The sequence below is a fragment of the Acidovorax sp. genome, assembly GCF_021287135.1.
Lineage (GTDB): Bacteria > Pseudomonadota > Gammaproteobacteria > Burkholderiales > Burkholderiaceae_C > Acidovorax.
In genome coordinates this window covers 43,244-56,184 of sequence record NZ_JAJTBB010000039.1, presented here as the reverse complement: position 1 = coordinate 56,184, position 12,941 = coordinate 43,244, and the positions used below count along the sequence as shown (strand labels likewise).

Annotated in this window: 9 protein-coding genes and 1 pseudogene; 5 read left to right on the top strand and 5 right to left on the bottom strand. The window is 69.7% G+C overall.

Annotated elements, in window-relative coordinates; genetic code table 11:
* The first annotated feature begins 16 nt into the window (after positions 1-16).
* Positions 17-949 (top strand): LysR family transcriptional regulator, encoded by a 933-nt coding sequence (locus LWW96_RS10045; protein ID WP_291486540.1) that lies wholly within the window; start codon positions 17-19, stop codon positions 947-949.
* Between the two features lie 468 nt (positions 950-1,417).
* Positions 1,418-3,004 (top strand): glycosyltransferase family 39 protein, encoded by a 1,587-nt coding sequence (locus tag LWW96_RS10040; RefSeq protein WP_291486538.1) that lies wholly within the window; start codon positions 1,418-1,420, stop codon positions 3,002-3,004.
* Here LWW96_RS10040 and LWW96_RS10035 read toward each other — a convergent pair.
* Entirely contained in the window at positions 2,946-3,344 is a 399-nt protein-coding gene (locus LWW96_RS10035; protein ID WP_291486536.1) for a GtrA family protein, read from the bottom strand. The genes LWW96_RS10040 and LWW96_RS10035 overlap by 59 nt on opposite strands.
* Before the next feature lie 12 nt (positions 3,345-3,356).
* Here LWW96_RS10035 and LWW96_RS10030 point away from each other — a divergent pair, with 12 nt between their 5' ends.
* Positions 3,357-4,244 carry a ChbG/HpnK family deacetylase gene (locus LWW96_RS10030; RefSeq protein ID WP_291486534.1) on the top strand — a complete coding sequence of 296 codons (888 nt, stop codon included), beginning with the start codon at positions 3,357-3,359 and terminating at the stop codon, positions 4,242-4,244.
* Positions 4,245-4,345: 101 nt separating this feature from the next.
* Here LWW96_RS10030 and LWW96_RS10025 read toward each other — a convergent pair whose 3' ends face one another.
* Positions 4,346-5,176: an EAL domain-containing protein gene (locus LWW96_RS10025; protein ID WP_291486533.1), complete on the bottom strand. Its 831-nt coding sequence runs from the start codon at positions 5,174-5,176 to the stop codon at positions 4,346-4,348.
* Positions 5,177-5,325: 149 nt separating this feature from the next.
* On the opposite strand from LWW96_RS10025, the pseudogene LWW96_RS10020 reads away from it, so the two are divergent.
* Together LWW96_RS10020 and LWW96_RS10015 are read left to right on the top strand one after the other, a co-directional pair.
* Positions 5,326-5,475 (top strand): annotated as a pseudogene (locus LWW96_RS10020) (ABC transporter substrate-binding protein); the annotation flags it as partial.
* 146 nt (positions 5,476-5,621) lie between these two features.
* A complete protein-coding gene (locus tag LWW96_RS10015; RefSeq protein ID WP_291486531.1) occupies positions 5,622-6,635 on the top strand; it encodes a c-type cytochrome in 1,014 nt (337 codons plus the stop codon).
* A gap of 42 nt (positions 6,636-6,677) precedes the next feature.
* On the opposite strand, the gene LWW96_RS10010 is transcribed toward LWW96_RS10015, so the two are convergent.
* From LWW96_RS10010 to LWW96_RS10000, 3 genes are all read right to left on the bottom strand, one after another.
* Positions 6,678-7,841, bottom strand: a complete 1,164-nt coding sequence (locus LWW96_RS10010) for an alpha-hydroxy acid oxidase (protein ID WP_291486529.1) — start codon at positions 7,839-7,841, stop codon at positions 6,678-6,680.
* A 224-nt stretch (positions 7,842-8,065) separates the two neighbouring features.
* Positions 8,066-10,363 carry a diguanylate cyclase gene (locus tag LWW96_RS10005; protein WP_291486528.1) on the bottom strand — a complete coding sequence of 766 codons (2,298 nt, stop codon included), beginning with the start codon at positions 10,361-10,363 and terminating at the stop codon, positions 8,066-8,068.
* A 140-nt stretch (positions 10,364-10,503) separates the two neighbouring features.
* Complete coding sequence (locus LWW96_RS10000; RefSeq protein WP_291486527.1) at positions 10,504-12,879, bottom strand: transglycosylase domain-containing protein; 2,376 nt, start codon at positions 12,877-12,879, stop codon at positions 10,504-10,506.
* Positions 12,880-12,941 lie beyond the last annotated feature (62 nt).

The window sequence follows — 12,941 nt, the reverse complement described above, 5'->3', positions numbered from 1 at the left end:
CACTGCATAACCTGGCATGACCCTGCTGCGCCGAGCCTTCCTGCCGTCCACCGCCGACCTGCTCGCCTTCGAGGCGGCGGCGCGCCACCAGAGCATCTCGCGCGCGGCGGGCGAGTTGCACCTGACGCAAAGCGCCGTGTCGCGCCAGATTCGCCAGCTGGAGGAGCAGCTGGGCACCGCCCTCTTCCACCGCGTGCGCCAGCGTGTGGTGCTGACGGATGCCGGCCGCGTCTACGCCGCCGACGTGCAGGCCGTGCTGCAGCAGCTGTCGGCCTGCACGCAAAAGGCCATGGCGTTTGCCAGCACGGACGGCCTGCTCAACCTGGCCGTGCTGCCCACGCTGGGCACGCGCTGGCTCATCCCGCGCCTGGGCCGCTTCATGGCACTGCACCCGCAGGTCATGGTGAACCTGTCGTCGCGCACCGAGCCGTTCGATTTCACCGGCACGCCGTTTGACGCCGCCATCCACTTCGGCGCCCCGCACTGGGCCGGCGCCGTGTGCGAATACCTCATGCACGAGGAGACCGTGCCCGTGTGCAGCCCCGCCTACCGCGACCGCCACGGCATCCGCACCCCGCAGGACCTGGCGCGCGTGGTGCTGCTGCAGCAAAGCACCCGCCCCACGCAATGGGCCGAATGGTTCGAGCGGGTCGGTGCCCCCACGGCACTGGCGCTGCGCGGCCCCCAGTCCGAACACTTCGCCATGATCGCCCAGGCCGCCGTCTCGCACCTGGGCGCGGCGCTGCTGCCACGCTTCCTGATCGAGCAGGAACTGGAGGCCGGCAGCCTGGTGGAGCTGTCCGACCAGGTGCTGACCAGCACCGACGCGTATTACCTGGTGTACCCGGAGTCGCGGGCGCAGACACCGTTGGTGAAGGCGTTCCGGGACTGGGTGGTTGCCGAGTGCGCGGAGCCCCGGCCCGTGACGGCCCGCAAAAGCAGTCGCTGACGCAGGGGTGCCCGTCGCTGGCCCGCGGCAAGGGCACGCAGCCGCTGGAGCCCACTTCCGGGGCGTGCGCCGTGCGCCGCCCCTGGCACCCTCGTTCCGAAAGCACGGGTGCGGCGGCGCTTGCGCCCCACTCACTGCAGAAGCCCTCGCGGCCGGAATCCGTGCGCCACCCGGCCCGCACCGCCCCTCTTTTAAGCGCCTATTAAGTGGCGCGCACCACACTGGTTGCAGATTCTTGCCGCACCAACGTTCCATGAGCCTGCCATCCGCCAGCTCCCGCCTGCTTTCGCCCGCAGGCGCCTTCGGGGCTTGCAGCCCTCCCGCGCGCCGCCTTGCGAGGGCGCTCTGGCAATTTTCCCGCGCCAACCCGGCCACAGGGGCAGCCGGCGCGGCGGGACACGGCAAAGCCCGTCGTCTGCGTTGCGTCGCTCACCCCACGCGCGGCCATGGCGCCAGAGGTGCTTCGTCTTGAGCCCCGCGATCCGATGGCCCCGCAGTGCGGCGAGCACGGCAGCGGTGGCGCTCCTGTGGCTGGCGCTGCTGGCCTGGGCCCGGCCCCTCATGCTTCCGGACGAAGGGCGCTACGTAGGTGTCGCCTGGGAGATGATGCGCAGCGGGGACTGGCTGACGCCGACGCTGAACGGCCTGCCCTACTTCCACAAGCCGCCCCTGTTCTACTGGATTACCGCTGCGTCGATGTCCCTCTTCGGCGTCGGAGAACTGCCCGCCCGGGCGGCGCCCCTGCTGGGCGCATGGGCAGGTGCGATGGCCGTCTTCCTGTTCCTGCGGCGCTGGTGGGGGACCTCTGCGGCGCAGCTCGCACTGGCGGTGCTGCTGGCCCAGCCCCTTTTCTACATTGGCGGGCAGTTTGCCAACCTCGACATGCTCGTCGCGGGCTGCATCACCGTCACCATTCTGCTGCTGGCGCATGCAGCCTTGGCGTATGAGCGGCAAGAGTCCTTCCGGTGGCCCTTGGCGGCCGGGTATGCGGCGGCCGCCGTGGGGGTGCTGGCCAAAGGGCTGATCGGCTTTGTGCTGCCCGCACTCGTGGTGGGCGCCTGGCTGCTGGTGCGCCGCCGCTGGCGCACGGTGGTTGCGCTGGTCTCCCCGGCCGGGGCCGCGGTTTTTCTGGCCATCACGGCCCCCTGGTTCGTGGCCATGCAAAGCCGTTTCGCCGGCTTCCTGGACTACTTCTTCGTGGTGCAGCATTTTCGGCGCTTCGCCGCCGGGGGATTCAACAACGTGCAGCCGTTGTGGTTCTACCCCGCGGTGGTGGTGGCACTGACCCTGCCCTGGCTGCCCTGGCTCAGGCCGCAACTCGATCGCGCACGCCTGTCCGACCCGCTGCGCGGCGACGTGCGGTGGTTGATGGTGCTGTGGTTCGTGCTGGTGGTTGCCTTTTTCTCGATACCCGCGTCCAAGCTGGTGGGCTACGTGCTGCCCGCGGTGGCACCTCTGGCGGTGCTGCTGGCCGACGGCGTGGAGAGCTGGCGCCAGCGCGACGCACGCACCGGGCGGCTGTGGCGCGTGAGCGCCGCCCTCACGGTGGCATTCAGCACCGGGGTGATCGGCTTCCTGGCCACGCACACCGGCCACTCGGACAAGCCGTTGGGCCTGGCCTTGCGCCACCTCCGCACGGGGGACGAGCCGGTCTACATGCTGGGCAACTACTACTTTGATCTACCCGTCTACGCGGGCCTGCGCGAGCCCGCCTACGTGGTGTTGAACTGGTCAGACCCGGCCATCCAGCAACGCGACAACTGGCGCAAGGAGCTGGCCGATGCCGCAGCCTTTGCCCCCGCAGCGGACGCCCGGCGGCTGATCGACCCGGAGGCGCTCAGCCCGTCGCTGTGCGCATCGCCGGTCAGCTGGTGGGTGGGGCCCAGCGATGCGGGCGCGCAGTTCCCGCTGCTGGGCAACGCATCCGCAGACGCCTCTGTCGTGGCCAGCGCCAACCACACGAACGTGTGGCGCCTGGACCGCAGCCAGGCCATCGTCAGCGGGGCACTGACCTGCCCCGGAATACCCAGTAACGGCTCAGCACCCACGTCATGACGGCCACCAGCAGCAGCACGCCAGCAAGAAGCGCCTGGTATCTGAAGCGCCCCCAGCTCAGTGCCGCGGCGTACAGGGCCTCGTTGACGGCAAAGCCGCTGGCGGACACCAAGGCAAAGCGCGGAGCAGACCGCCCCAGCGGCACCCCATGCCCTCGAAAGGTCAGAAGATGATGGCCGGCAAACGAAACGCCCAAAGCAACCAACCATCCCCCAATGTTGGCCAGCAAGGGACGCAACCCCAGGGCTTCCACCAGCACCACCACCGTCAGCCAGTGCACCCCAGTGGCCATGCAACCTACCGCAATGAACCACAACGGGCGAACAGATCGAGCGGACATGAAGTTTCCCTGTTGAATCAATCGCATCCATCGCACCAGGGTGCGCGGGTATGCCTGTGTGCGGACGATTTTGGCCTGAACGAGGGCATCAATGACGCGGTGCTTCGCCTCATTTCCCTGGGGCGCGTACATGCCACCAGCGCCCTGGTGGGTGCCCCGGCCTGGACATCCGGCGCCCAGCGGCTGCGCAGCCTGGGCGCCGCCGGGGTGGACGCAGGGTTGCATCTGGATTTCACGGAATGTTCTCTGACCATGGCGCCGCGCGGATTGTCGCAGCTGATCCTGCAGAGCTGCATGCACCGCCAAGACCGGCGCGCCATCCGCCAGGAGATTCGCGCACAGCTGAATGCGTTCGAGCAGGCCGTGGGAGCCGCGCCCAGCTTTGTGGATGGGCACCAGCATGTGCACCAGTTCTCCGTGATCCGCGAGGAGTTGCTGGAGGAGCTCGATGAACGGTACAGCGGCCGATCCCCCTGGGTGCGCAACACCCACTGGCGCGCCATTCCTGGCGCCAGCACCGGCTTGTTGGGGTGGCTCAAGGCGGTCACGATCTCGGCCCTCGGAGGCGCCGACATGACCGATGCGGCGCGCCACCATGGCTATCTGCAGAACACGGCACTGCTGGGGATCTATGACTTCCGTGCCAGCGAAGCGCGCTACCTGCAGCTCTTGCAGGCCTGGCTGGCGTCGGCGCAGGACGGTGATTTGCTGATGTGCCACCCGGGACAGGAACCCGCCAGCCACGCCGGCATGGCGCAAGCCCGCAAGACGGAGTACCAGGTGCTGGTGGGCCAACGCTTCGGCCAGCTGATCCAGGAACTGGGCCTGAACCTCGGGCCGATGAGCGGCATTCTGGCCAACATCGCGGCGGCACCACGCGCTGCAGTGGGCGCCCCCTGAAGCCCAGCCCCGTGCGCCGGTACGGCACAACCCCGCTGCCGCCTGCCGCTACCGGCCGCGCTGCGGCGTGTTGAACCCGGAGGCACCGGCGCGCCCGTACCTCAAGGCGCGGCCGGGCCAGCCGCCGCGGGAAACGCCCCTGCGTCCAACTGCGCCGCGGCCTTGAACGCGGGCCTGGCAAAAAGGTAGCCCTGCATCAGCCGGATGCCGCAGCCGTGCACAAAGTCGCGCTCGGCCGCCGTCTCGATGCCTTCGGCAACCAGGGTGATGCCCATGTCTTCACACAGACGCGCCAGGTTGCGCACGATGGCCTGGCGCGGACGGCTCTTGTCGATGTTGCGCACCAGGTCCATGTCGATCTTGATGATGTCGGGCTGGAAGTCCGACAGCAGCTTCAGGCCCGCAAAGCCGGCGCCAAAGTCGTCGATGGCAGTGCGAAAGCCGCAGCGCTGGTACTCGCGCAGGATCTGCGCAAACCAGGGCCCATCTTCCACGCGCTCACCTTCGGTCACCTCGAAGATGATCTGATCGAGCGGGAAGCCATGCACCCGCGCCGCCTCCAGCGTGGTGCGGATGCACAGCTCGGGCTTGTAGATGGCGTTGGGCAAAAAATTGATGGAGACGCTGCCTTCAACGCCCAGCTCCCGCGCGTGTTTGAGCGCCTTCACACGGCAGGCCTGGTCAAAGCGGTAGCGGTTGTGCTCGTTGACCTGCGCGAGCACGCTGTACGCACTTTCGCCGGCCGGGCCGCGCACCAGCGCTTCGTGGGCAAAGATGGCGCGCGTCTCCACATCCACGATGGGCTGGTAGGCAAAGTCAAAGGCAAAGCCCACGCGCTCGGCATTGCCACAGGCGTCGCAGTCATGCCGCGTGCCGGCCAGGGGCACAAAGCCTGCGGGAAACGATGGGTTGACGGGCACGGCAATGGTCATGGGATACCTGCGATCAGATGAGATCAGACGAGACGGGCCGGCGAAAGGCGCCAGCGCCGGGAGTTCGGTCGTGGGGCAGCGCCTGCACGCTACAGCCCGACAACCCGCGCGCGCACCACCGCACTGGCATTCTGCACGGGCGCGGGCGCAACCCCAAGGCGCCGGCCGTGGGCGAAGGTGCCGCGCAGGTCGCGCAGATCACGCAGTGGATGAAAAACGCCGTGACGCTGGACTGGGACAGCGTGAACGCCAACCGCCCGGCCTGGAACGCGCGCTGGAACAAGACCATCGAGCGCTGAGCCCGGCGCGCCGCGCGATGCCGGCGGGCCGTTTGTGACAAATGTCACCGGCGCCGCAACACCCTGCTGCGGCAGGGTGCCGCGAGAACCCTCTTCGAATCCAGAATTCGCCGCACTGGAATACCACCGAAGAAGAGGGACCCACCATGAAACGCTGGATCAAATGGACCACGGGCGGCACGCTGCTGCTGGGCGTGCTCGTTGCCGCCACGGCCGCCAGCGGCCTGTACCTGGCCGAACAGAAGCGCAACCGCACCATCGAGATCAAGCCCCGGCCCGTGGCCTACACCACCGACACGCAGACCGTCGAGCGCGGGCGCTACCTGTACACGTCGCGCGGCTGCACGGACTGCCACGGCGCGCAGGGCACGGGGCGCGAATTCGTCAACGACGGCAAGGGCACGCGCATCGTGGGCCCCAACATCACGCCCGCCGGGGTGGTGGCGCGCTACCAGCCCGAGGACTGGAACAGCGTGATCCGCCATGGCGTCAAGCCCAACGGCCGGCCGGTGCTGGTGATGCCCAGCGAAGACTACAACCGCTTCACCAACGACGACCTCAACGCGCTGGTGTCGTACATCCGCCAGCTGCCGCCCAAGGAGGGCGCCACGGCCGTCGTGGACCTGCCCCATCCGGCCTGGGTGCTGTACGGGCTGGGAGCCATCCAGGATGCGGCCGCGCGCATCGACCACCAGCTGGCGCCGTCGCGCCCTGTGCCCGCCGCAGTGAGCGTGGCCAACGGCCAGTACGTGGCCAACATGTGCATCGGCTGCCATGGCGCGGACCTGTCGGGCGGCAAGATTCCCGGCGGCCCGCCCGACTGGCCGGCGGCTGCGGACATCCGCCCCGGCGGCGCCAGCGCCATGGCCCGCTACCCCACGGCGGCCAGCTTCGTGGCCATGCTGCGCACGGGCAAGCGGCCGGACGGCACCCCCATCCAGGTCATGCCGTTCGAGTCGCTGGGCCAGCTCAGCGATGTGGATGCGCAGGCGCTCTACCTGTTCCTGAACAGTGCCGCCGCCACGGCCAAGCTCAGCCAGTCCGCACCCGCCAGCGGACTGGGCGGCACGGTGCCGCAAAGCGGCAGCGGCGGCAACAGCCGCACCAGCAGTGCCAGCCCTGCGCTGTCGGGCCCTGGCGGCCTGAAGCTGCCCGGCTGACCCGCCCGCGCTGCGATCAGATCGCTCAGGTCGGTCCGGCGATCAGGTCGGGTAGGTGCCCGGCAGGAGGATGGACCGGTCCACGTTGTCGATGTGGGTGTGGCCGCAGAAGGCCATGGTGATGTCCAGTTCTTTCTGGATGATCTGCAGCGCGCGGGCCACGCCCGCCTCGCCGAAGGCGCCCAGGCCGTAGAGGAAGCTGCGGCCGATGAGGGTGCCCCGCGCGCCCAGGGCGCGGGCCTTGAGCACGTCTTGCCCGCTGCGGATGCCGCCGTCCATCCAGACTTCGATGTCGCGGCCCACCGCCTCGGCAATGGCGGGCAGCGCGGCAATGGAGGATGGCGCGCCGTCCAGCTGGCGCCCGCCGTGGTTGCTGACGATGAGGGCGTCCGCACCGCTGTTCACCGCCAGGCGCGCGTCCTCGGCGTCCATGATGCCCTTCAAGATCAGCTTGCCGCCCCAGCGCTTCTTGATCCACTCCACGTCGCCCCAGTTGAGCTGCGGGTCAAACTGCTCGGCCGTCCAGGACGAGAGCGAGGACAGGTCGCCCACGCCCTTCGCGTGGCCCACGATGTTGCCGAAGGTGCGGCGGCGGGTGCCCAGCATGCCCAGGCACCAGTGGGGCTTGGTGGCCAGGTTGATGAGGTTGGCCAGGGTGGGCCTGGGCGGGGTGGACAGGCCGTTCTTGATGTCCTTGTGCCGCTGCCCCAGGATCTGCAGGTCCAGCGTGAGCTGCAGCGCCGAGCAGTTGGCCGCCTTGGCCCGGTCGATCAGGCGCTCGATGAAGTCGCGGTCGCGCATCACGTACAGCTGGAACCAGAACGGGTGGCGGCCGGTGTGCTCGGCCACGTCCTCCAGGGAGCAAATGCTCATGGTGGAGAGGGTGAACGGGATGCCGAAGGCCTTGGCAGCCCGCGCGCCCAGGATTTCGCCGTCGGCATGCTGCATGCCGGTGAGCCCTGTGGGTGCAATGGCCACGGGCATGGCCACCTCCTGCCCCACCAGGGTGGTGCGGGTGCTGCGGCCTTCCATGTTCACGGCCACGCGCTGGCGCAGCTTGATGGACTGGAAGTCCTGGGTGTTGGCGCGGTAGGTCCCCTCGGTGTACGAGCCCGAATCGGCGTAGTCGTAGAACATGCGCGGCACGCGCCGCTTGGCAATGACACGCAGGTCTTCAATGCAGGTGATTTTGGAAAGGTCGGGCACGCGCAGGCTCCAGGCTCGGGGGGTGGGTCACAAAGAACAACAGCGCTGCATGGTAGGTGCAAGCGCGCACGCCGGCCATCAAAAAAATTTTGCGGACCTGCAACAAATTTCCAGCCCCCGGGGCGGCGCGCTTCCACGCAGACACAGGCAGCGCGTGCATCCGCCGGTGGATTTGAGTAAAAAATGCCTCCAGCGCTTATGCAGCAAGCGCGAGCAGCTATTCTTTATATAGCAACCTCGACACCGGGCTCCGCCGCCGCATCCGGCAGCACCGGCACCGGCTCCGCCCCCTCCCCCGCATACAGCATGAAGCGCCGGCGCCCGCTGTGCTTGGCGGCGTACATGGCGCTGTCGGCGTGGCGCGAGAGGGCGTCCAGCGTGTCGCCGTGCTCGGGGTAGAGGGCGATGCCGCCGCTGAGCCCCACACGCACCCACTCACCCGCCAGCTCGAACGGTGCATCGCAGGCCGCAAGAATCTTGCGCGCCACGTTGCAGGCGGGCGCGGAGCCGTCCAGTCCGGGCAGCAGCACCACGAACTCGTCGCCGCCCTGGCGGCACACCGTGTCGGTGGCGCGCACCGCGGCCTTCAGGCGCTGGGCGAACTGGGCCAGCAGGTGGTCACCCACGTCGTGCCCCAGGCTGTCGTTGACGGCCTTGAAGCCATCCAGGTCCAGGTACATGACGGCCAGGCTTTTGCCGTCGCGGCGGGCCTGCGCGATCGCCAGCTGTGCGCGGTCCTGCAGCAGCACGCGGTTGGGCAGGTCGGTCAGGGCGTCGTACTGCGCCAGGTGCGCCATGCGCTCGGCCATGGCCACGGATTCGGTCACGTCGCGCAGCACGGCCACGGCGCCAGTCACCGCGCCGTGGCGGTCGGTGATGGGGCTGGAGGTTTCCTCCACCAGGAACCGCTGCCCGCTGGTGCGGTGCACGACCACGCCGCGCACCGCCTCCACGGCCGCGCCCTGCTCCATGGCCTGGCGCAGTGGGCTGATGTGGCGCGACTCGTCCTCGGGGCTGCGCAGGTGCACGACTTCGTCAACGTTGTGGCCGGCGGCATCGAACGCCTGCCAGCCCGTCAGCCGCTCGGCCACGGGGTTCAGGTAGGTGACCTGCCCGCGCGCGTCGGCGCTGACCACCGCGTCGCCGATGGACTGCAGCGTGAGGCGCATGCGCTCCTTTTCATTGAACTGCTCGTCCTCCAGCCGCTTCCGGTCGGAGATGTCCGTCACCTGCACGAACACGCCCCGCACCTTGCCGGTTTCGTCCGGGTCTGGCAGGTACGACGCCATGGCGTGGCGGGCCACGCCGTGCACGTCGGAAAAGGTGCATTCGAAGACCTGGGGCTCGCCTTGCAGCGCGCGGTCGAGAAAGGGCTTGTTGTGGGCAAACAGGTCGGCGCCCAGCAGGTCGCTCAGGTGCATGCCGGGCATCTTTTCGGCCTGCACGCCAAACCACTCGAAATATGCCTTGTTGGCAAAGCGGTTGCGCAGCCCGTCGTCCCAGTAGCCGATCATGGAAGGCATGTTGTCCAGGATGGTGCGCGTGTTGTGCTCGGCCTCGCGCAGGCGGGCCGAGACCTGCTGGCGCAAGGTCAGTTCGCGCACGAACAGCGCCGCCAGCCCCACGCAGCTGGCCATGAGCAGCAGCGCGAAGGCGCCCAGCCCCCAGGCACTGCGGTACCAGCGGGCCAGAATGCTGTCCGTGGACTGCGACACGTTGAGGATGAGCGGGTAGTTGCCCACGTGCCGGAAGGTGTACAGCCGCTCCGCGCCGTCAACGGCGGCGTTGGCGACCAACATGCCGGAGCCTTCCTGCTGAAAGCGGCGGATGTTGGGCGAATCCGCCAGGCTGCGCCCCACGTCCAGGTCGCCATAGGGGAACCGGCTGATCACCACGCCGTCGCTGCGCAGCAGGTTGATGCCGTGGTAGGGCCCCAGGTCCAGGGCGCCGAAAATTTCGTTGAAGTAGCTCAGCCGGATGGCCGCCACCACCACCCCTGCAAAAGAGCCATCCGGGTGGTAGTAGCCCCGGGCCAGCGGCAGGATGTTGAGGCCGGTGGCCCGCGAAGGCACGGGCTGGCCGATGAACAGGCCCTGGTGGCCGCCCGACTGGAACGCTCGAAAATAGTCGCGGTCGCCCAGGTTGAGCTTGCGCGGCACCGTCGCGGCGGAGTCCAGCACCACGTCGCCCTGGCTGTCCAAAACGAGCACGTCGCCCGCCCCGCGCGCCTGGAAGGAGTTGTCGAACACCACCCGCGCCCGCAGTTCGGCGGGCAGCCCCCAGACTTCGGGCCGGCCGACTTCGCGCGCCACGCCCTCCAGCGACTTGTCCAGCGTGTCCAGCATCCAGCCCAGGCCCTGGTCCAGGGACCGCACCAGCTGGGTATTGGACTGCGCCGCGTAGTTCCACTCGTCGCTGCGAATGGTCCAGATCGAGCGGGCAAACAGCGCGCCAATGCCCAGGGAGACCAGCAAGGCCAGCCAGAACAGGCGGTGGGAGAAAAATTGGCGCACGGGAAGCATGGAAATATCTTGTAACGATTTTAGTGCCCCGGTGGCCTGCTGCGCCGTGCAAGCCTAGGGAGCGCCATCCAACCCCTTTTGCCGGGCGCGGCGCGCGGCCCCGCCGACGGGATAGCAGCCCCCGCCAGGGCGGGAGCGCCCTACCGGGGCGCTGCGGCCGGCGCCGGGCCGGTGGCGCCCGCGCCCCGCACCTCCAGCCGGATCTCGTCCAGCACGCGGCCCCGGGCGTCGGTCAGCTCCACCCGGTGCCGCCCGGGCCAGGGCAGCCAGGCCACGTGCGCGCCACGGCCCAGGAGCTTGCCGTCCATGCGCCAGACTCCGCCATCGCCCGTGGCCGTGAAGTGCAGGCGCTGGCGGGCGGGGGGAATGTCCGGGTCCAGCGCCACGATGGTGCCGGCCGCGGGCGCCGTGATGCGCGCCGCCACCGGCTCTGCCAACTCCCCGCCAGGAGCAGAGCGCTGGCCTGGGCGTGGAGAACGCGGGTCTTTTTTGCCGCCAGCGCCCGTCGGCAAAGCGCTGGAAGCTATTGAATCCATAGCAAACAGGGGCTGCTGCGTGCCCGCCAGAAACCACTCCTGCCGCGCCGCCTCCAGCGGCATCGCCGCGCCCACGCCTGCCGGGCCGCTGGCGGAGGGGCCGAACCGCACCGGCGCCTGCACCAGGCCTTGCGGCGGCCGCGGCGCGCGGCTGGGCTCGCGCGCATGCAGAAAGCCCATCACCGCGGCCCAGATGGGCGCGGCGCCGCTGGTGCCGCTCACGTCGTGCATGGCCGCGCCGCTGGCGTTGCCCACCCACACGCCCACCGTGTAGCGCTCCGACCAGCCCACGGCCCAGTTGTCGCGCATGTCCTTGCTGGTGCCGGTCTTGACGGCCGACCAGAACCGCGTGGCGAGCACGCTGTCGGTGCCAAACGTGCGCGCGCGCGCATTGCCGTCCGACAGGATGTCGCCCACGATGTACGCCGCCCTGGCGTCCAGGCCCTGCGTGAAGCGCGGCGGCTGCGGCGCGTCCGCCAGCGCCACGGGGCTCGCCCGCCCGCCGTTGGCGAGCGTGCCTGCAACAGGGCCCGCCCGCCCGCCGTTGGCGAGCGTGCCTGCAACAGGGCCCGCCCGCCCGCCGTTGGCGAGCGTGCGGTAGGCATTGGTCAGGTGCAGGAGCGGCACCTCGGGGCTGCCCAGGGCCAGGCTGTAGCCAAAGTAGTCCCCGCTTTCACGCAGCGGCAGGCCCACTGCGCCCAGCTGGCGGTGGAACGCATCGGGCGTGACCATGACCAGCGTGCGCACGGCCGGCACGTTGAGCGACGCCGCCAGCGCCGTGCGCACCGACACCCAGCCCTTGAACTGCCGGTCGTAGTTCTGCGGTATGTACAGGCCGCTGGGCGTGGTGATCTGCGCGGGCGAATCCTCCACCAGCGACGCCGCCGTGAGGCGGCGCTCGGCAATGGCCTGCCCGTACAGGAAGGGCTTGAGCGTAGAGCCGGGCTGGCGCAGCGCCAGCACGCCGTCCACCTCGCCGGCCTGGCTGAGCTGGCCGGACGATCCCACCCAGGCCAGCACCGCGCCGGTGGCGTTGTCCAGCACCAGCACGGCACCGTCTTCCACGTTGCGCCCGCGCAGCTCGCGCAGGTGCTGCTGCAGGCTCTGCACCGCAAAGCGCTGCAGCGGCGCGCGCAGCGTGGTGGCCACCCGCTCGGGCACGGGCACGCCCGGGCCAAAGCGCTGGCGCAGCAGGTAGCGCGCAAAGTGCGGGGCCACGCCTTCGCTGGCGTCGAACGCCCGGCGCTGCAGCGCCGCCGTGGTGAACAGGTCCATGGCGTCGCAGTCCACGCCCGCGCGCGGGGTGGAAACCGCCGTTGCGGTGCGGGCCGGCGCAGGGGCCGCCGCCATCTCGCGCAGCACACCGCAGGCCCGCTGCGCCACCAGCGCAGGGCGGGCATTGGGTGCACGCACCAGGGCCGCTGCGACCGCCGCCTCGCGGTCGTCCAGCCCGTGGGCGGCCTTGCCGAACAAGGTGCGGCTCAGGGCGTCGATGCCCACCAGCTCGCCACGGAACGGCACCAGGTTCAAGTAGGCCTCCAGGATCTGGTCCTTGCGCCAGCGCCGGTCCAGCACCTGCGCGGCCACCGTCTGGCCGAGCTTTTGCACCACGGTGCGCCCGCCCGGCCCCTGCCGCCAGTCACCATCGAGCAGGCCCGCCAGCTGCATGGTGAGGGTGCTGGCACCGCGCGTGCGCTGGTTCCACAGATTGCCCCAGGCGGCGGCCGACGCGGCACGCCAGTCCACGCCGCTGTGCTCGTAAAAGCGCTTGTCCTCGCTCAGCACCAGCGCCGTGCGCAGCGCGGGCGACACGTCGGCCAGCGGCACCCACTGCCCGCGCCGCACGGAGGTGTCGGTGCGCAGGCGCTGCAGCACCTCGCCTTCGCGCGAGAGGATCTGGGTCTCGGACGGGCGGAAGTCCTGGCGGACCTCCTCAAAAGCCGGTATGGCCCGCGCTGGCAGAGCGCAAGCAGCTATCAAAAAGAGAGTAGCCCAGACCCTGCCCTGGCTCCACCCGCTGCAAGCCCCGGGGGCCCCACGGG

Excerpts from the sequence above, each read along its gene's own strand:
- LWW96_RS10035 (WP_291486536.1), bottom strand. The coding sequence starts at position 3,344 with ATGTCCGCTCGATCTGTTCGCCCGTTGTGGTTCATTGCGGTAGGTTGC.
- LWW96_RS10025 (WP_291486533.1), bottom strand. The coding sequence starts at position 5,176 with ATGACCATTGCCGTGCCCGTCAACCCATCGTTTCCCGCAGGCTTTGTG.
- LWW96_RS10005 (WP_291486528.1), bottom strand. The coding sequence starts at position 10,363 with ATGCTTCCCGTGCGCCAATTTTTCTCCCACCGCCTGTTCTGGCTGGCC.
- LWW96_RS10045 (WP_291486540.1), top strand. The coding sequence starts at position 17 with ATGACCCTGCTGCGCCGAGCCTTCCTGCCGTCCACCGCCGACCTGCTC.
- LWW96_RS10015 (WP_291486531.1), top strand. The coding sequence starts at position 5,622 with ATGAAACGCTGGATCAAATGGACCACGGGCGGCACGCTGCTGCTGGGC.